Annotated in this window: 19 protein-coding genes; 9 read left to right on the top strand and 10 right to left on the bottom strand. The window is 66.7% G+C overall.

All coding sequences use genetic code 11. The annotated features are described in order from the left end of the window. Positions 1-4: 4 nt before the first annotated feature. Positions 5-349 carry a Rieske (2Fe-2S) protein gene (locus ABWP84_RS00265; RefSeq protein ID WP_353209979.1) on the bottom strand — a complete coding sequence of 115 codons (345 nt, stop codon included), beginning with the start codon at positions 347-349 and terminating at the stop codon, positions 5-7. Beyond that, on the bottom strand, positions 346-765 hold the full coding sequence (locus ABWP84_RS00270) for an EVE domain-containing protein (protein WP_353209980.1): 420 nt from the start codon (positions 763-765) through the stop codon (positions 346-348). The genes ABWP84_RS00265 and ABWP84_RS00270 overlap by 4 nt, the downstream gene beginning before the upstream one ends. A gap of 60 nt (positions 766-825) precedes the next feature. On the opposite strand from ABWP84_RS00270, the gene ABWP84_RS00275 reads away from it, so the two are divergent. The 8 genes from ABWP84_RS00275 to fdxA all read left to right on the top strand — a co-directional run bounded on the left by ABWP84_RS00275 (position 826) and on the right by fdxA (position 6,415). Then, positions 826-1,629: a heme ABC transporter permease gene (locus ABWP84_RS00275; RefSeq protein ID WP_353210117.1), complete on the top strand. Its 804-nt coding sequence runs from the start codon at positions 826-828 to the stop codon at positions 1,627-1,629. After that, on the top strand, positions 1,626-1,757 hold the full coding sequence (locus ABWP84_RS00280) for a hypothetical protein (RefSeq protein WP_353209981.1): 132 nt from the start codon (positions 1,626-1,628) through the stop codon (positions 1,755-1,757). The genes ABWP84_RS00275 and ABWP84_RS00280 overlap by 4 nt, the downstream gene beginning before the upstream one ends. Before the next feature lies 1 nt (position 1,758). Further along, entirely contained in the window at positions 1,759-2,244 is a 486-nt protein-coding gene (ccmE, locus tag ABWP84_RS00285) for a cytochrome c maturation protein CcmE (protein ID WP_353209982.1), read from the top strand. After that, positions 2,241-4,202, top strand: a complete 1,962-nt coding sequence (locus ABWP84_RS00290) for a heme lyase CcmF/NrfE family subunit (RefSeq protein WP_353209983.1) — start codon at positions 2,241-2,243, stop codon at positions 4,200-4,202. Before ccmE ends, ABWP84_RS00290 begins: the two co-directional genes overlap by 4 nt. Continuing rightward, on the top strand, positions 4,199-4,774 hold the full coding sequence (locus tag ABWP84_RS00295; RefSeq protein ID WP_353209984.1) for a DsbE family thiol:disulfide interchange protein: 576 nt from the start codon (positions 4,199-4,201) through the stop codon (positions 4,772-4,774). Before ABWP84_RS00290 ends, ABWP84_RS00295 begins: the two co-directional genes overlap by 4 nt. Further along, the gene (locus ABWP84_RS00300; protein WP_353209985.1) at positions 4,771-5,214 is read left to right on the top strand and encodes a cytochrome c-type biogenesis protein; all 444 of its coding nucleotides are present in this window, start codon (positions 4,771-4,773) and stop codon (positions 5,212-5,214) included. The genes ABWP84_RS00295 and ABWP84_RS00300 overlap by 4 nt, the downstream gene beginning before the upstream one ends. Further along, positions 5,211-6,002 (top strand): c-type cytochrome biogenesis protein CcmI, encoded by a 792-nt coding sequence (ccmI, locus tag ABWP84_RS00305; protein WP_353209986.1) that lies wholly within the window; start codon positions 5,211-5,213, stop codon positions 6,000-6,002. Before ABWP84_RS00300 ends, ccmI begins: the two co-directional genes overlap by 4 nt. 80 nt (positions 6,003-6,082) lie before the next feature. Further along, the gene (gene fdxA, locus ABWP84_RS00310) at positions 6,083-6,415 is read left to right on the top strand and encodes a ferredoxin FdxA (RefSeq protein ID WP_353209987.1); all 333 of its coding nucleotides are present in this window, start codon (positions 6,083-6,085) and stop codon (positions 6,413-6,415) included. 92 nt (positions 6,416-6,507) lie between these two features. Here the strand turns inward: fdxA and rpmB are convergent, their stop codons facing one another. From rpmB to ABWP84_RS00345, 7 genes are all read right to left on the bottom strand, one after another. Then, on the bottom strand, positions 6,508-6,810 hold the full coding sequence (gene rpmB, locus ABWP84_RS00315) for a 50S ribosomal protein L28 (RefSeq protein ID WP_353210118.1): 303 nt from the start codon (positions 6,808-6,810) through the stop codon (positions 6,508-6,510). 110 nt (positions 6,811-6,920) lie between these two features. After that, positions 6,921-7,175, bottom strand: coding sequence for a hypothetical protein (locus ABWP84_RS00320; protein WP_353209988.1), 255 nt, complete (start codon positions 7,173-7,175; stop codon positions 6,921-6,923). A gap of 79 nt (positions 7,176-7,254) precedes the next feature. Then, entirely contained in the window at positions 7,255-9,132 is a 1,878-nt protein-coding gene (locus tag ABWP84_RS00325) for an ABC transporter ATP-binding protein/permease (protein ID WP_353209989.1), read from the bottom strand. A 64-nt stretch (positions 9,133-9,196) separates the two neighbouring features. After that, positions 9,197-10,366 carry an MFS transporter gene (locus tag ABWP84_RS00330; protein WP_353209990.1) on the bottom strand — a complete coding sequence of 390 codons (1,170 nt, stop codon included), beginning with the start codon at positions 10,364-10,366 and terminating at the stop codon, positions 9,197-9,199. Continuing rightward, a complete protein-coding gene (gene rlmN, locus ABWP84_RS00335) occupies positions 10,363-11,523 on the bottom strand; it encodes a 23S rRNA (adenine(2503)-C(2))-methyltransferase RlmN (protein WP_353210119.1) in 1,161 nt (386 codons plus the stop codon). Before rlmN ends, ABWP84_RS00330 begins: the two co-directional genes overlap by 4 nt. A gap of 35 nt (positions 11,524-11,558) precedes the next feature. Next, on the bottom strand, positions 11,559-12,101 hold the full coding sequence (locus tag ABWP84_RS00340; protein ID WP_353209991.1) for a hypothetical protein: 543 nt from the start codon (positions 12,099-12,101) through the stop codon (positions 11,559-11,561). Positions 12,102-12,150: 49 nt separating this feature from the next. Beyond that, positions 12,151-14,163, bottom strand: a complete 2,013-nt coding sequence (locus ABWP84_RS00345) for a TRAP transporter fused permease subunit (RefSeq protein ID WP_353209992.1) — start codon at positions 14,161-14,163, stop codon at positions 12,151-12,153. A gap of 60 nt (positions 14,164-14,223) precedes the next feature. Between ABWP84_RS00345 and mdoH the strand changes: the two genes are divergently transcribed. After that, entirely contained in the window at positions 14,224-16,071 is a 1,848-nt protein-coding gene (mdoH, locus tag ABWP84_RS00350; RefSeq protein ID WP_353209993.1) for a glucans biosynthesis glucosyltransferase MdoH, read from the top strand. Here the strand turns inward: mdoH and ABWP84_RS00355 are convergent. Further along, on the bottom strand, positions 16,043-17,014 hold the full coding sequence (locus ABWP84_RS00355) for a tripartite tricarboxylate transporter substrate binding protein (protein WP_353209994.1): 972 nt from the start codon (positions 17,012-17,014) through the stop codon (positions 16,043-16,045). The two genes, mdoH and ABWP84_RS00355, sit on opposite strands and share 29 nt — an antisense overlap. Between the last annotated feature and the right edge of the window lie 17 nt (positions 17,015-17,031).

The raw sequence follows: 17,031 nt of genomic DNA on the forward strand, positions 1-17,031 counted from the left end.
CGGATCAAAGGCCGGCTTTCGCAGGCACATAGACCTGCCCGGCCTCGATCCTCACCGGCACCACCTCCAGCCCCTCGCCCTCGCAGGGGCCGGCCATGCACAGCCCATCCTCCACCCGGAACGTCGCGCCATGCGCGGCGCAGATGATCCGCTCGCCCGCCTCATCCAAAAACCGATGCGGCTGCATCTCCAGCGGCAACCCCACATGCGGGCAGGAATTCACATAGACGAAAACCGCCTCTCCCCGCCGCACGGCGAAAAGCCCGATGAAGCCGCCTGGCGCCGCCGGAAAGCCGCGCGAGCCGCCATCGGCGATGTCATCGAGCGCGCATAAGAGTCTCTCGCTCATTTCGGCTTCTTCCAGCCGCCCATCTTCGCCAGCTTCTTCCAATGTGGCTCGCTCACCGCCATCACCGAAAGCCGGCTCATCCGCACCAGGGCCAATTCGGCAAATTCGGGGTCGGCCTTGATCTCGGCCAGGGTGACGGGTTTGGGGAAGCCGCTCACCGTCTGCACATCCACGCAAACCCAACGGCCGGTCTCATCGGTGGGGTCGGGATAGGCCTCGCGCACCACCCGCACCACGCCGACAATTTCTTTGCCGATATTGGAATGGTAGAAGAATGACAGGTCGCCCTGCTTCATCGCCTTCAGGTTATTCGCGGCCATGGCGTTGCGCACGCCAGTCCATGGCTCCACGCCATTGGCCACCTGCTGATTCCAACCAAAAACGTCGGGTTCACTCTTCACCAGCCAATACGCCATGATTTCCTCGCAATTGTGCAGCCAAAGCTTTCGCCCCGGGCAATTCGTACCTAGATTGCGCTGGTGAGCACGGCAACAACAACACCTCGGGCGGTCTCCAGGCTGCATTTCCTGGCCAATCCTGGCCGATTCCTGCGCGTGACCGACTGGCTGCTGCCCTGGTTGACGGCGGCGGCGCTGGTCGTGCTGGGCATTGGCCTTGCCTGGGGCCTCGCCTTCTCGCCACCGGACTGGCAGCAGGGTGAGACGGTGCGCATCATGTATGTGCATGTGCCGATGGCTTGGCTGGCCATGGGTGGCTATACCGGCTTGGTGGTGCTCAGCGTCATGGCGCTGGTCTGGAAGCATCCGCTGGCCGATATCGCAGCGCGCGAACTTTCGCCCATCGGCGCCACCGCCACCGCGCTCTGCCTGCTCACCGGCAGCCTTTGGGGCCGGCCGATGTGGGGCACCTGGTGGGTGTGGGATGCGCGGCTGACCTCGGTGCTGGTGCTGTTCTTCCTCTGGGTTGGCCATGCCGCGCTGACCCGCGCCTTTGACGATCAGGAGCGCGGCGCCCGCATGGGGGCCATTCTGGCGCTGATCGGCGCGGTGAATGTGCCCATCGTGAAATTCTCGGTGGATTGGTGGAATACGCTGCACCAGCCGGCCTCGGTCACCCGCCTCGCCGCGCCGGGGCTGCATGTGGATATCCTCTACCCGCTGCTGACCTGCGCGCTGGGGTTTTCGCTGGCCTTCGCCGCGCTGGCGCTGGCCGCCACAAGGGCTGGGCTGCTGGAGCGGCGGCTGCGCGCCCTGCAAATGGCCGCGGCGCGCAAGGCAGAAAACCTGCCCGCAAATGACGGCCGGGGCATCGCGCCATGAGCTGGCATTGGTGGCACATCACCCTCAGCTACGGCGCCGTGCTGGGCAGCTTCGCGGCCCTTTGCCTGATCATCGCGGCGCGCATCCGCGCGGCGCGGAAAAACCTCGACCGGTTGGAACGCCACTGACATGACGCGCAAGCGCCGCCGCCTGACCATCCTGTTGCTCTGCGCGCTGGGCCTTGGCACCGCCACAGCGCTCACGCTCACCGCATTCCAGGATAATCTGGTCTTCTTCCGCAGCCCCAGCGATATCGCGGCCGAACCGCCACCGCCCGGCCGCGCCTTCCGCCTCGGCGGCCTGGTCGAGGAGGGCAGTGTCACCCGCGGCAGCACGCCGGAGGGCCGGCCCTCCATCGCCTTCCGCGTGACCGATGGGCGCAGCACCGTGGGCGTGCAATATGCCGGCGTGCTGCCGGATTTGTTCCGCGAGGGCCAGGGCGTGGTCACCCTCGGCCAGATGGGCCCAGGTGGAGTGTTCATGGCGCGCGAAGTGCTGGCACGGCATGATGAAAACTATATGCCGCCCGAGGTGGCCGAGGCGCTGCGCCGCTCGGGCCATTGGAACCCGGCCAGTGGCACGGCACCACCAGCCGGCGGCAGGCCCGGCGCATGATCCCCGAACTCGGCCATTTCGCCCTGGCCATGGCGCTGGCCTTCTGCGCCGCGCAGATGGTGCTGCCCATGCTGGGCGCCCGGGCAGGCGATGCCAGGATGATGGCCGCGGGCCAGCCGCTCGCCAATGCCGCCATGCTCTCAGTGCTGGTCGCCTTCATCTGCCTCGCCACCAGCTATGCGGTGAATGACACCTCGGTGGCCAATGTGGTGCAGAATAGTCATTCCGATAAACCAATGATCTATAAGATCACCGGCACCTGGGGGAATCACGAGGGGTCGATGGTGCTGTGGGTGCTGGTGCTCACCCTCTGCGGCGCTGCGGTGGCGGCTTTCGGGCGGGATTTGCCCAGCGTGTTGCAGGCGCGGGTGCTGGGGGTTCTGGGGGCGATTGCCACCGGCTTCCTGCTCTTCATCCTTTTCACCTCCAACCCTTTTGACCGGATGTGGCCCCCCGCGCCGGATGGCCAGGGGCTGAACCCGCTGCTGCAAGATTTCGGCCTCGCCTTGCATCCGCCCCTGCTTTACCTCGGTTATGTCGGCACTGCCGTCACCTTCGCCTTCGCCGTGGCCGCGCTGATCGAGGGAAGGGTGGATGCCGCCTGGGGTGCTTGGGTACGGCCCTGGGCGCTGGCCTCATGGGCGTTTCTCACCTGCGGCATCGCGCTGGGCTCATGGTGGGCTTATTACGAGTTGGGCTGGGGCGGATATTGGTTTTGGGACCCGGTGGAGAATTCCTCCCTGCTGCCCTGGCTGGCTTCCACCGCGCTGCTGCATTCCGCCATTGTGGTGGAAAAGCGCGGCGCGCTGAAAATCTGGACGGTGCTGCTGGCGCTGCTGGCCTTTGCGCTATCGATGCTCGGCACCTTCCTGGTGCGCTCGGGGGTGCTGAACAGCGTGCACACTTTCGCCGCCGATCCGGCGCGCGGCGTGTTCATTCTGGCGATGCTGGGATTTTACATTGGCGGCGCCTTCGCGCTTTTCGCCTGGCGGGCGCCTTCCATGGTGCCGCAGGGGGTCTTCGCGCCCATCTCGCGCGAGGGCGCGCTGGTGCTGAATAATTTGCTGCTGTGCTGCATTGCCGCCGTGGTGCTGGTGGGCACGCTCTACCCCTTGTTCCTCGATCTGGTGGCGGGGCAGATGATCTCGGTTGGCCCGCCCTTTTTCAATCTGGCCACCCTGCCGCTGGCTTTGCCGCTGATTGCCGCCATGGCGCTGGGGCCGCTGCTGCCCTGGAAGCGCGCCGCACTCTGGCCGGTGATACAGCGGCTTTGGTGGGCAGCGCTGCTCGCCCTGGGCGGCTTCGGCCTGGCGCTGGCGCTGACCGGGGCAAAATTCTGGCCAGCACTGGGTTTTGGCCTGGGGCTTTGGCTCATCGCCGGCGCGGCCACCGATATTGTTGATCGCATCGGCCTGTTCCGGCAGGGGGCGCGCATCGCGCTGACGCGGGCGAAAAACCTGCCCCGCTCGGCCTGGGGGGCGGCCATTGCCCATGCCGGCATGGGCGTCACCGCGCTGGGCATTGCCGGCATGGGGCTGGCCAGCGAAACCCTGGTGGCGCTCAACCCTGGCCAATCCACCCGCTTCGCCGGCTATGAATGGCGCTTTGATGGCGTGCGCGATGCGCCGGGGCCGAATTTCACCGCCCGCCGGGCTGATGTCTCGGTGCTGATCGAGGGCCAGGTCGCCTTTGTGATGACCCCGGCGCGGCGCACCTTCCCCATCGGCCGCATGACCACGACGGAGGCGGCCATCCGCACCAATCTGATGCGCGACCTCTACATCGTGCTGGGCGAGGAGCGCGATGGCGGCGCGGTGCTGCGCATTCATCACAACCCGCTCGCACCCTGGATTTGGCTGGGGGCCTATATCATGGCCCTCGGCGCCGGGGTTTCGTTGAGCGACCGCCGGGTGCGGGTGGCCGCCCCCAATCGTCGGCAGGCGGCGGCGGCGGCATGAGCGACCTCACCCCCCGTCCCCGGCGGCGCCTGCTGCTGGCAGCCCCGCTGGGCGTGGCAGCGCTGGGCGGCCTGGGCTTTTGGTACATGCTCTCAGGGCTGCAAAATGGCAGTTTTAACCCGCGCGGCGTGCCCTCGGCCCTGCTGGGGCGCACCCCACCCGATTTCACCCTGCCGCCAGTGGAAGGCATGAGCCATCCCGGCCTTTCCAGTGCCGATCTGCGCGGGCTGGCGCGGCCGGTGCTGGTGAATTTCTGGGCAAGCTGGTGCGTGCCCTGCATCATCGAGCACCCTCAATTCATGGCGCTGCAGGCTGAAGGCGTGCCAATCTTCGGCGTCTCCTACAAGGACCGCGCCGAGGATGCCCGGCAATTCCTCTCCCGCCGCGGTGATCCCTTCACCCGGCTCGGCGCCGACCCGCCGGGCCGCGTGGCCATCGACTGGGGCGTCTATGGCGTGCCGGAGACCTATTTGCTGGACCGCCAGGGCATCATCCGCTGGCGCTATGCCGGCCCCATCACCGCCGAGATCATGAATGAGGACGTGAAGCCCCTGCTGCGGCGCCACGCATGAGGCGGCTGGTTTTCGCCGCCCTGCTGGCGCCCGGCCTCGCCCTCGCCGCCTTCCTGCCCAGCGACCGGCTGGCCGACCCAGCGGCCGAGGAACGCGCCCAATCCATCGGGCGCGAGGTGCGCTGCATGGTCTGTCAGGGCCAATCCATCGAGGATAGCGACGCTGATCTGGCGCGCGACCTGCGCCGCATTATCCGTGAAAGGCTACAGGCCGGCGATGATGACGGCACCATCCGCGGCTATCTGCAAAACCGCTATGGCGATTTCATCCTGCTGCGGCCGCCCTTTTCGTTGGCCACCGGGCTGCTCTGGGCCACGCCGCTGCTGGCCCTGCTCTTTGGGCTTTTCCTTATCCGCCGCCGCCGCGCCGTGGTGGTGCCCGCCGCCCCGCTCACCGCTGAGGAACGCGCCCGGCTGGACCAGTTAAGCGGACAATCATGACCTGGATTCTCATCGCCGCCCTGGCGCTCGTGCTGCTGGCGCCGCTGGCCATGGCGCTCTACACGCCACCCGAAACACGGGACCGTGCGGAGGCTGACCGCGCGCTGTTCCACGCCCAATTGGCCGAGCTCGCCCGCGAGCGCGAGGCCGGCCGCCTGAGCGAGCCCGCCTATCACGATGCCATGCTGGAGGTGCAGCGCCGCCTCCTGGCCGCCCCGCCGCCGCCCGCTATGGCGGCGCGCCCCGGTGCCCGCGCGCCGCTGCTGGCCACGCTGCTGGCCGTGCCGGCCCTGGCGGTGGGCTTCTACCTGCTGCATGGCAGCCCCGGCCTGCCCTCGGCCAGCTTCGCAGCGCGACAGGAGCTGGGCACGCGTGATGAAATTCTGCTGGCCCAACTGCGCGCCCGCGTGGCCGAAATGCCGGCCGGCGATGTCCGCCGCCAAGGCCTGATCCTGCTGGGCAATGCCGAGCGCAATCGCAACCAGATCGGCCCCGCCGCAACCGCCTGGCGCGAGGCGCTGGATGCCGGCTTCGAGCCCGGCCTGGCCGGCGATCTGGCGGAGCTGGAGCTGGAGCGCGGCCAATCCGCCACCGCCCTCACCCTTCTGGCCCGCGCCATTGCCGAAGCGCCGGGCGACCCCAGGCTGCGCTTTCTGACCGGCGCGGCCGAGGCTGCGGCCGGCCGGCGCGAGATTGCCCGCGCCACCTGGCGCGCCCTGCTGGCCGATGCCCCGGGCGATGCGCCATGGCGCGCCACGGTGGAGGAAAGGCTGCGTGCTTTGCAATAATCCATGAGCTTGCCAGGACAGCGCCTTCGCGCCATGTCTTCGCCACTGCATCAAATCTGGTTGCTACAGGAGCCCCGTTCTTGACCTACGTCGTCACCGAAAGCTGCATCAAGTGCAAGTACATGGATTGCGTGGAGGTCTGCCCGGTGGACTGCTTCTACGTCGGCGAAAACATGCTGGTCATTCACCCGGATGAATGCATCGATTGCGGGGTGTGTGAGCCGGAATGCCCGGCCGAGGCCATCCTGCCCGATAGCGACGACAAGGCGACGCAATGGGTCGAACTCAACCGCACCTATGCCGCGCAATGGCCGAATATCAGCCGCAAGGGCGAGGCCCCGGCCGATGCCGATGCCTGGAAGGACGTGCCGGACAAGATGAAGCTCTTCGACCCCGCACCCGGCAAGCCGTAAGCGGGCCGATGCGGCCACAATAAAAAGGCGCCGCGGGCTTTCGCCCCGGCGCCTTTTTCATGGGCTATTCGCCGGGCACGGGGCCCGACGGATCAGGCCGCGGCAGCGGCCTTCTTCGCCTGGGCGCGCAGGATGCGGCGCTTGAGCGACTGCGCCTCTTCCGGCAGGCGGCGATCGGGCGTGCCGATCAGGAACGCGTCCAGGCCACCATTATGCTCGATGGTGCGGATGCCATTGGTCGACAACCGGATCTGGATCGAGGCGCCGAGCACATCGGAGAAGAAGGACTGCTCCTGCAGGTTGGGCAGGTAGCGGCGGCGCGTCTTGTTGTTCGCGTGGCTGACATTGTTGCCAGACAGCACACCCTTGCCCGTGATCATGCAGCGGCGAGCCATATCGAAAATCCCAAACACAATTGCCCATGGCACATGCCACGGGCGAGTTTCAAAACGAAGGCGGCGTATGGCGCAGCCCCGGCCCAGGGTCAAGGGGCGGGGCTTGGGGGTCAGCCCTGCTTCGGCAGGCTCGGCAGGTCGCGCAGCTCGCCGCTTTCCACTGAATGCAGCGCCTGGCGCAGCACATTGGCCACCGCACGGTCATCCATGCTGCGGGCGAGCAGCCCCAGGCAGCCGCCCAGCATGGCCGAGGCGGCGGAGATCGGGCTGATCTTCTGATCCATCATGTATTCGATGGCCTTGTCGACGATGGAGCCGGCATGGCTGAGGTCTTCGGGCGCGTCGCCCTCAAGGGTGGCTTGCATGAAACGTGTTATCCCTGGCTTGCGACCGCAGATGGGATGCTGGCGGCGTAACGAAAAGCGCCCGAAAATTACGTCTCGTTCAGGTCGCTTTTTCTGCCAGCGCCCTGGCACTTTGGCTGCGGTCCAGCCCGGCGGCGGCCTCCGCCGCGGCGGCCACCTCAGCGGCGGCCATGGCCTCGCTCTGCCGCTGCCAGAGCTGGGCATAGAGCCCGCCCTGGGCGATGAGCGCGCCATGGGTGCCGCGCTCGGTCACCATGCCCTCCTGCAACACCAGAATCTCATCCGCCTCGACCACGGTGGAAAGCCGATGGGCGATGACCAGCGTGGTGCGATTGGCGGCGACGAGGCGCAGCGCCTGCTGGATTTCCTGTTCGGTCCGGGTATCCAGCGCGCTGGTCGCCTCATCGAGGATCAGGATGCGTGGGTTCTTGAGGATGGTGCGGGCAATGGCCACACGCTGCTTCTCGCCGCCTGAGAGCTTCAGGCCGCGCTCACCCACCATGGTGTTGTAGCCATCGGGCATGCGCAGCACGAAATCATGCACCTGGGCGAGCTTCGCGGCCTCCACGATCTCCTCCTCGGTGGCGTCAGGCCGGCCATAGGCGATGTTGTAGCGGATGGTGTCGTTGAACAGCACCGTATCCTGCGGCACCACGCCCACGGCCTGGCGCAGGCTATCCTGGGTGACCTGGGTGATGTCATGGCCATCAACGCTGATCTTCCCGCCGGTCACGTCATAAAAGCGGAATAGCAGGCGGGAGATGGTGGATTTGCCCGCCCCGGTGGGCCCGACAATGGCCATCATCTTGCCCGCCGGCACCTCGAAGGAGATGCCTTTGAGAATCTGCCGGTCCGGCCGATAGGCGAAGCGCACATCATTAAAGCGCAGCGCGCCGGGGCCAGGCGGTAGGGCGGGGGCGCCGGGGGCATCGGCAATCTCGCGCTCCTCACGCAGCAGCCGGAACATGGCCTCCATATCGGTGAGGCCCTGCTTCATTTCGCGATAGACAAAGCCCAGGAAATTCAATGGGATGAAGAGCTGGATCATATAGGTATTCACCAGCACGAAATCGCCCACCGACATCCGGCCCGACACCACACCCTGCGCGGCCAGCACCATGATCACGGTCAAGCCACAGGCGATCAGCACCTGCTGGCCGGCATTGAGGCCGTTGAGCGACACTTCGGATTGCGTCCAGGCGGTTTCGTAGCGCGCCAGGGAATGGTCGTAGCGCTTCGCCTCATGCTTTTCGTTGTTGAAGTATTTCACCGTCTCGAAATTCAGCAGGCTGTCGATCGCCTTGGTATTGGCCTGCTGATCGGTCTCGTTCATCCGGCGGCGGAATTGCAGGCGCCAATTGGTGAACATCAGGGTGAAGGTGACATAGATGGCGATGGTGACCAGCGTCACCGCCGCAAAGGAAAAATCGAACATCCCCCACAGGATGATCGCCACCAGGATAATCTCCAGCAGGGTGGGGATGATGTTGAACAGCATGAAATCAAGCACGAAGGTGATGCCGCGCACGCCACGCTCGATGAGGCGCGTCAGCCCGCCGGTCTGCCTATCGAGGTGGTAGCGCAGGCTGAGCGCGTGCAAATGCTGGAAGACCTGCAGCGCAATCTGCCGGGTGGCGCGGGCCTGCACCTTGGTGAAGACGGCGTCGCGCAGCTCGGCAAAGACGCTGCTCAGCGCCCGCATGATGCCATAGGCGATGACCAGCGCGACGGGGATGACCAGCAGCGCCCCAGCGCCGGCGGTAGGTGCCAGCATGTCCACCGCCCGGGCATAGGCCAGCGGCACCAGCACATTGCAGCCCTTGGCCACCACCAGCAGCAGCAGCGAGATCACCACCCGCGCCCGCAGCTCGGGCTCGCCCGCCGGCCACAGATAGGGGGCGAGGCTCTTGAGCGTCTGCCAATGGGAGCGTTCGGCGGTGAGGTCGGGTTTGGTCATTCTATGGGAGATAGGATTGCCGGGGTGACATGAACACCGCCCCCCTGACCGGCCCCACGCGTTGTTACCGAATTGCCATACGCAGGCGGCACCAGATGGCCACGGCGAACATGGCAAACCCGGCCAGGGCAAAGGCCGCCCGGTAGCCTGCCGTCGCCATGATCGAGGCGAAAACCAGCGCCCCCGTGGTCTGCCCGGCGAATAGGCACATGGCAAAGGCCGAGACGGCGGTGGCCCGGGCTTCCGGCAGAGCCTCGGTCGCGCGCGCCTGCAACACGCCGTGGAAACTGTAGAACAGGAAGCCGGAAATGATCTGCGATGCGGCAATCACCTGCCAATTCGGCGCCCAGGCCACCAGCAGCAGCCCCGCCCCCAGCCCCATGCCGCCCCAGAGCAGCAGCCCCTTCTCCCCCAGCCGCCCCACCAGGCCGCGGGCAATACGGGTATAGATAAACGCACCCAGGCCGAAGCTGGCGACGATCAGCCCAGCCAGGCCCGGCGAGAGGTGAAAATCCTCAATCAGAAAGGCCGCGATAAAGGGAAACGCCCCACCAAACAGCAATGCACCATCCAAAAACGCCGCCACCATCAGCAGCCGCACGCTGGGTTGCCGAAACATTTTTGCATAAAGCCGGAACCCCGAGCCCCGCGCGCCCTGCGGCGCTGTCCGCCACATCGCCGAGCCCAGCTTGGCCGCCAGCAGCAACCCAATAGCCGCGGTAAAGCAGCCAAAGACGAGGAAGGAGGCGCGCCAGCCGAAATATTCGCCCAACACACCGGAAATTGGGCTGGCCAGCATTTGCGACATCACATTGCCGATGAGGAATTGCCCCAGCACGGCCTGGCGCTCGTGATAGGGCACGCTGTCGCCAATATGCGCCATGAGCAGGGGAATCACCGCGCCCGAGACCAGCCCACCCGCCGCCCGCAGCAGCGCCAATTGCGTCAGGCTGCCGGAAAACTCCGCGCCGATGGTGAAAATGCCAAACAACACCAGCGCAATGGCTGCTACCCGCAGCTTGCCAAAGCGGTCCCCCGCCGGCCCGGTGCCGATCTGCCCGCCGCCATAGGTGATCATAAAGGCGGCAATCAAGATGGAGACCGAGGCGGTGGGCACGCCAAAATCCTGGCCGATCAGCGGCAGCAGCGGGTCCATGATGCGCATGCCAGCACCGGAGGCGAAGCCGGCCATAGCGATGAGCGCGATGGAAACCTGGGGCGCGGCGGTGGTCACGCGCGCTTGGCGCGTTCGGTCGCGGTCTTCAGCTGCCCACAGGCCGCCAGAATATCCCGCCCGCGCGGCCGGCGGATCGGGCTGGAATAGCCGGCATCATTGAGCACCTCGGCAAAGGCCCGCACCGCCTCGGGCGTGGAGGTTTTATAGGGGCTGCCAGGCCAAGGGTTGAAGGGAATGAGGTTCACCTTGGCCGGAATATCGGCCAGCAGGCGAACCAGCTCATGCGCCTCGGCGATGCTGTCATTCACGCCGCGCAGCATGACGTATTCAAAGGTGATGCGCCGGGCATTGGAGGCGCCAGGGTAGCGCCGGCAGGCCGCCAGCAGCTCGGTAATGGGGTATTTGCGGTTGAGCGGCACAATCTCATTGCGCAGCGCATCATTGGTGGCATGCAGCGAGACGGCGAGGTTCACCCCCAGCTCCTGGCCGCATAAATCCATCATCGGCACCACGCCCGAGGTGGAGAGGGTGATGCGCCGGCGCGACAGGGCGATGCCCTCGTGATCCATGATGATGGTCAGCGCGGCGGCGATGTTTTCGTAATTATACAGCGGCTCGCCCATGCCCATCACCACGATGTTGGACAGGCGCCGGCCCTCCTCGCCCTTGGGTGTCGGCCATTCGCCATGGGAATCCCGCGCCGCCATAAACTGGCCCACAATCTCGGCCACCGAGAGATTGCGCACCAGCTTCTGCGTGCCGGTGTGACAAAAAGTGCAGCTCAGCGTGCAGCCCACCTGGGTGGAGATGCACAGCGCGCCCCGATCATGATCGGGGATATAAACTGTCTCCACCTGCTGCTGGTCGCGGAAATTGAACAGCCATTTGCGGGTGCCGTCGCTGCTGGTTTGCTCGGTGGTTACACCGGGGCGGCCGATGACGAATTGCTCCGACAGCTTGGCCTGCAAGGGCTTGGCAATGGTGTTCATGGCGGCGAAATCAGTCACGCCCTGGTGATAAATCCAGTGCCATAGCTGCTTGGCGCGAAAGGGTTTTTCGCCAATCGCTAGCATCTCGGCGGCAATTTCCTCCCGCCGCATGCCCACCAGCTCCCGCCGGCCATCGGCGAGCCTGGCGGCCGGTGGGTCGAAGAGCGCGGATTTGGCGCGGATGCGCTCCCGCTCCTCGGCATTGAGCAGCGCTTCGGGCGCCATATGGCGGATGGCCTGGGGGAAGGCCTTGTGTGGGGTTATCGGCGCGGCGGTGCTGTCGGTGGGCATTCGCGCGATATAGCCTCATACGCGGCAGAAAAACCGGCCAGCGGGAAAATATCCTGCGCCGTGCTGCGGCCATTGGGGCCGGGCGCGCGGGCCTGGGCCTCCCGGCCATTGCGCATGGCGGTGACGGCGGCGCGGCCATCGCGCAGGAAGGCATTGTCCTGGTTGGTATAGGCCGACAAATCGGCCGGGCCGATCACCAACCTCAGCTCAGCCCCGCGGCCAAAATTATAGCCGCTGCGAACCGCCACCTGATCGCGCCCAGCGGGCCGATGCGTCACCAGCAGCAGAATGTCTTGCGCATTGCGGCCGGGCACGCCCTCGTTGCGTGAGGCGCGGGTGAAGGCGTAGCAGATCCTCTTGCCGCCATCATGGTGGGTCGCCGCCGTCCAGGACTGGAAGGTGCCGAGCGGGCGCGGGCCGGCCGGCGCCGGGCTCTGGGCCGCGCTCTGGGCCTGGCCCAGGCCGGGAGCGAATACGGAAAGCAGCACGGCGACGGCGATCAGACTGCGCATGGTTACTAGATACGCCCCGGCGCGCTTTACCACCAGATACCCCGACGCCTCATGCAACCGCACGCGTCGCCGGCCGGAACTGCCAGCCCAGACACGCCACCCCCAGCGCCAGCCCCACCCAATGCGGATGCGGCAGGGCAAACAGCGCCTCGAACAGCGCGGGAAAGAGCAGCATCAGCCCCACCACCGTCAGCACGCCGCGCTCCAGCGCTGAGAGCGCATGGCGGGCAAAACCCTGCGCGGCCGCGGCCAGGGCCGCCAGCCCGCCGGTGGCAAGAAAAATCTGCCAGGCCACATCGCCCCAGTTCATCGTCGGCGTCAGGTTCAACAGCAGGCCCACGCCCTCAGGGTCGGTGACAAAGACAAAGGGCAGCACAAAGGCCGGCAGGGTGTATTTCCAGGCCATCAGCGTGGTGCGGTAGGGCCCGGCACCGGTGATGGCGGCAGCGGCGAAGGGGCTGAGCGCGGTGGGCGGCGAAACCTCGCTCAGCACCGCATAGTAAAAGACGAACATATGCGCGGCGTAATCCGGCACGCCCAGCTTCATCAGCGCGGGTGCGGCCACCACGGCGCAAATGATGTAGCTGGCGGTGACCGGCACAGCCAGGCCCACTACCCAGACGATCAGCGCCGTATAGATCGCCGTGATCACCAGCGAGCCGCCCGCCGCCTGGATGGCGATATCGGAGAATTTCAGCCCCAGCCCGGTCAGCGTGATCACACCCACGATAATGCCCGCACAGGCGCAGGTGGCGGCAATGCCGACGGATTGGTTGGCGCCATCGGCCAAGGTCTTGATCAGCTTGCGCGGCCAGAGCGCATGCTCCTTCGACAGGAAGGAGAGCGCCACCGCGAGGCCCATGGCGTAGAGCACCGCCAGCGTCGCGGAATAGCCCAGCCCCATAAAGAAGATGATCGCGATGAGGCTGGTGAAATGATACCACCCGCGCCGGAACATCGCCCCCACCGGCTCCACCACCATCGGCGGCGGCTCGCGGTAATCGGCCCGGCCGCGGATGCGGCGCTGGTCCAACTCCACCATGAAGAGCAGGCCGGCATAGTAGAGGCAGGTCGGCACCGCGGCCATCAGCAGCACGGACAGATAGGAAATCTTGAGATACTCGGCGATGAGAAACGCCGCCGCGCCCATGATGGGCGGCGAGATGATGGCACCCAGCCCACCCGCCGCCAGCAGCCCGCCGGCATCATCACCCTTATAGCCAACCTGGCGCATCATCGGCCAGGCGACGGTGCCGATGGTGACGGTGGTTGCGACACCAGAGCCGCTCGGCCCGCCCAGCAGAAACGCCGACAAGACCACCGTGCGCCCGGCACTGGCCGGCTTGCCGCCCGTCGCCGAGAAGCTGAAATCGACGAAATATTTTCCGGCCCCCGAATTGCTGAGAATGGCGCCGTAAATCGTAAAAAGAATGATCAGCGTGGCGGAAACATCCACCGCAGTGCCAAAAATCCCCTCCAGCGCTACCGAAAGATGCGGAATCAGCCGCTCCGCATCATAGCCGCGATGGGTCCAGGGCGCGGGCAGGTAATTGCCGAAAAACGCATAGAGAATGAAGGCAATGGCCACCACCGGCATGATCCAGCCGGTGGCGCGGCGCGTCGCCTCCAGCACCAGCGCGATCAGCAGCCAGCCCACCACGATATCCATGGGGTCGGGGAAGATGATGCGGTCCTGCAGATCATCGCCGCCCGAGATCAGGTACCAGGTGACGTAAATGGCGGCCGCCACCAGCGCCCAATCCCAGGGCATGAAGCGGTGGCGGAACCGCGCCATCGCCGGAAACAGCAAAAATCCCAGCACCATGGTGAAGCCCACATGGGCGAAACGCAGCGTGGTGGTGGGCACGATGCTCCAGGCGGCCCAGAGATGAAACAGCGACATCGCCAGCGCGATACCCACCGCCACATAGCCCAGCAGGCCGGAGAAATTGTTGCTGGCCCCCTCCTCGCTCTCGATCAGGGCGGTGATCTTCTTCGCCGTGACGGCATCGACGGAAGCGGGGTCCATGTCAGGCGGAAGGGCGGTATGGGGGCCGGACATCGGCAATCCTTATTGCTGGGCGAGGATCATAATTGCGCCTCATGGCGTGCCCAGCGGCAAATGTCACGCGATGCCCCAGGGCTACTGCGCCTGGGCCATCGCCACCCGCCGCGCCCGGCGCAGCTTGGCGGTTCCGGTGCGGGGATGGCCGGCAAGGCAGAGCAGCCGCCATTGAACAGGCGGTGGGCGTGGGATGAAGGAAGGTTTATTCAGCACCCAGGGTCGAGCGTCTTTGAGAAGGGCTGCGGTGTGATGCGGCGGGCGATGTTCTTCATGCTCTTCGGCGGTCTGGCCGAGGCGCTGGTCTGGCTGCTGGCCCGCGCCATGGCGCCGGGCGGCTTTACCCTGTTCGAGGCGCTGGCCCTTCTGGCCTACGCCGGCACCGTGCCCTGGGCAGCGCTCTCGGCCAGCAATGCGCTGCTGGGCTTTGCCGTGCTGATGGCCAGCCGCAACCCGGCCGCCTGCGTGCTGCCAGCGCTGCGCGAGGTCAGGCCCGCCATGCCTGCCGGCCATACCGCCATCATCATTTGCATCCGCAGCGAGGATATGGCGGCGGTGCTGCCGCCCCTGGCCCGCCTGCTGGATGGCTTGGCGGCAGCGGGTGTGGCGAGCCATTTCACCCCCTGGTTCCTCAGCGATACGCCCGAAGGCCCGGCCGCCCAGGCCGAAGCCGCCGCCATTGCCGGCTTCACCGCCCGCTACCCCGCCACCCGCTATCGCCGCCGCGCCGAAAACACCGGCTTCAAGGCCGGCAATGTGATGGATTTCTGCGACCATCACGCCGCGGGCGCCGAATTCATGCTCTGCCTGGATGCCGATAGCGAAATGACGGCCGAGGCGGTGCTGCGCCTGGTGGCCTGCATGGCGGCCGAGCCCCGGCTGGCCATCCTGCAGCAATTGATCGTCGGGCGCCCGGCGGGTGCGGCTTTCCCGCGGCTTTACCAGTTCGGCATGCGCGCCGGCATGCGGCTCTGGGCCACCGGCCAGGCCTGGTGGCAGGGCGATGAGGGGCCGTATTGGGGCCACAACGCCATCATTCGCATCGCCCCTTTCCGGGCGCATGCGCGGCTGGAGGCGCTGCCCAATGGCAGCCCCATCCTCAGCCATGACCAGGTGGAGGCCGCGCGGCTGCATGCCGCGGGCTGGAAGGTGGCCATGCTCCCCATCGAGGCCGGCAGCCTGACCGCCACCCCGCCCGCTTTGCCGGAATTCATCGGCCGCGAGGCGCGCTGGGGGGCGGGCAGCATGCAGTATTTTCGCCTCTTCCGCCTGCCGGGCCTGACCTGGATGGGGCGCTGGCAATTCGCCCAGGCGATTATGCTCTTCGCCGTGGCGCCGCTATGGGCGCTGGTGCTGGTCTTCGCGCTGGCCGATGCCGCCACCGGGGGCGGGGGGGCCGACGCGTCCCGGCTGGCCCTGGCCATGCTGGCCGTCTGGGCCGCGCTGCAAGCGCCGAAATGGCTGGGCTTTGCCGAATTGCTGCTCAAACCTGCCCTGGCCGCCGAATATGGCGGGCGGGCGAAGGTGCTGCGCGGTGCAGCGCTGACGCTGCCCTTCACGCTGCTGCTGGATTCCATCAGCGCCTGCAACACCGCTTTGGTGCTGGCTTTGCTGCCCTTCCGCCAAAAGCCCGGCTGGGCGGTGCAGAACCGCGCCGAGCGCGGCGTGGGGTGGTGGGATGCGGCAAGGCTGTTCTGTCCGCATACGCTGTTCGGTGTGCTGGCGCTAGCCCTGCTGCCGCTCGCCGCCTGGCCCTGGGCGCTGCCCTGGCTGGCCGGGCTTGTGCTGGCCGTGCCGTTTTGCGTGCTGACCGCAGCGCCCGGGGTTTCCGCCTGGCTGCGGGCGCGCGGGCTGGCAGCCACGCCGGAGGAGCTTGCGGCTAATCCGCCCGCAGCCCCGCTGCCCTGACCACCGGCGCCAGCGCCGCCTGGCTGCGCGCCTGATAATTCGCCGTCTCCTCCGGCGTGGTGAACCAGGCCGAGGCGCCCAATTCCAGATAGCTGGCCTGCAGATCCGGCGCGGCAAGCGCCTCGCGCATTAGGCCAGACAGGCGGGTGATGACAGGGGTGGGAATACCGGCCGGGCCGATCAGGCAGGTCCAGCTCACCACATCAAAGCCGGGCAGGGTTTCCGAAATCGCCGGGATATCGGGTGCGGCGGGGCTGCGCCCGGCCGAGGTGACACCCAGCGGCCGCACCCGCCCCTGCCGGCTGAGGGTGAGCGTGCCCGGGATATTATCGAACATCATGCTCACCCGCCCCGCCAGCAAATCGAGCTGCGCCGGGGCGCTGCCGCGATAGGGCACATGCACCATCCGCACCCCGGCCATCAGGTTGAACATCTCACCCGCCAGATGCAGCGAGGTGCCGGGGCCGGCCGAGCCAAAGGTCAGCTCCCCCGGCCGCGCCCGGGCCAGGGCAATCAGCTCGGCCACATTCTGTACCGGCAGGTCCAGATTGACAGCCAGCAGATTGGGCAGTTGCCACATGCCTGAGATATAAGAAAAATCCCGCGCCACATCGAAGGGCAGCGAGGCATACATGCTCGGCGCCACGCCATGGCTGGCAATGCCGCCCAGGCCCAGCGTATAGCCATCGGGCCGCGACTTCGCCACCACATCCACCCCCACATTGCCGCCCGCGCCGGAGCGGTTCTCGACGATGAATTGCTGCCCGGAAAGCTCCGTCAGCTTTTGGCACAGCCGGCGGGAGAGCGTGTCCGTCGGCCCGCCGGGCGGGTAGGGGTTGATGTAGCGCACGGTCTGCGCCGGCCATGGCGCCTGGGCCAGTGCAGGGGCCAGTGCCGGGGCAGCCATGGGCAAGGCCAGCGCGGTGCGGCGGCTGATGGACATTTTGGTTCCCTCCATTT

This window comes from Rhodovarius sp. (genome assembly GCF_040399605.1).
Lineage (GTDB): Bacteria > Pseudomonadota > Alphaproteobacteria > Acetobacterales > Acetobacteraceae > Rhodovarius > Rhodovarius crocodyli_A.

Bases quoted from the DNA above. Each gene is read 5' to 3' on its own strand.
- ABWP84_RS00265 (WP_353209979.1), bottom strand. From the start codon at position 349: ATGAGCGAGAGACTCTTATGCGCGCTCGATGACATCGCCGATGGCGGC.
- ABWP84_RS00270 (WP_353209980.1), bottom strand. From the start codon at position 765: ATGGCGTATTGGCTGGTGAAGAGTGAACCCGACGTTTTTGGTTGGAAT.
- ABWP84_RS00280 (WP_353209981.1), top strand. From the start codon at position 1,626: ATGAGCTGGCATTGGTGGCACATCACCCTCAGCTACGGCGCCGTGCTG.
- ccmE (WP_353209982.1), top strand. From the start codon at position 1,759: ATGACGCGCAAGCGCCGCCGCCTGACCATCCTGTTGCTCTGCGCGCTG.
- ABWP84_RS00290 (WP_353209983.1), top strand. From the start codon at position 2,241: ATGATCCCCGAACTCGGCCATTTCGCCCTGGCCATGGCGCTGGCCTTC.
- ABWP84_RS00295 (WP_353209984.1), top strand. From the start codon at position 4,199: ATGAGCGACCTCACCCCCCGTCCCCGGCGGCGCCTGCTGCTGGCAGCC.
- ABWP84_RS00300 (WP_353209985.1), top strand. From the start codon at position 4,771: ATGAGGCGGCTGGTTTTCGCCGCCCTGCTGGCGCCCGGCCTCGCCCTC.
- ccmI (WP_353209986.1), top strand. From the start codon at position 5,211: ATGACCTGGATTCTCATCGCCGCCCTGGCGCTCGTGCTGCTGGCGCCG.
- rpmB (WP_353210118.1), bottom strand. From the start codon at position 6,810: ATGGCTCGCCGCTGCATGATCACGGGCAAGGGTGTGCTGTCTGGCAAC.
- ABWP84_RS00320 (WP_353209988.1), bottom strand. From the start codon at position 7,175: ATGCAAGCCACCCTTGAGGGCGACGCGCCCGAAGACCTCAGCCATGCC.
- ABWP84_RS00325 (WP_353209989.1), bottom strand. From the start codon at position 9,132: ATGACCAAACCCGACCTCACCGCCGAACGCTCCCATTGGCAGACGCTC.
- rlmN (WP_353210119.1), bottom strand. From the start codon at position 11,523: ATGGCGCCCGAAGCGCTGCTCAATGCCGAGGAGCGGGAGCGCATCCGC.
- ABWP84_RS00340 (WP_353209991.1), bottom strand. From the start codon at position 12,101: ATGCGCAGTCTGATCGCCGTCGCCGTGCTGCTTTCCGTATTCGCTCCC.
- ABWP84_RS00345 (WP_353209992.1), bottom strand. From the start codon at position 14,163: ATGTCCGGCCCCCATACCGCCCTTCCGCCTGACATGGACCCCGCTTCC.
- mdoH (WP_353209993.1), top strand. From the start codon at position 14,224: ATGTCACGCGATGCCCCAGGGCTACTGCGCCTGGGCCATCGCCACCCG.
- ABWP84_RS00355 (WP_353209994.1), bottom strand. From the start codon at position 17,014: ATGTCCATCAGCCGCCGCACCGCGCTGGCCTTGCCCATGGCTGCCCCG.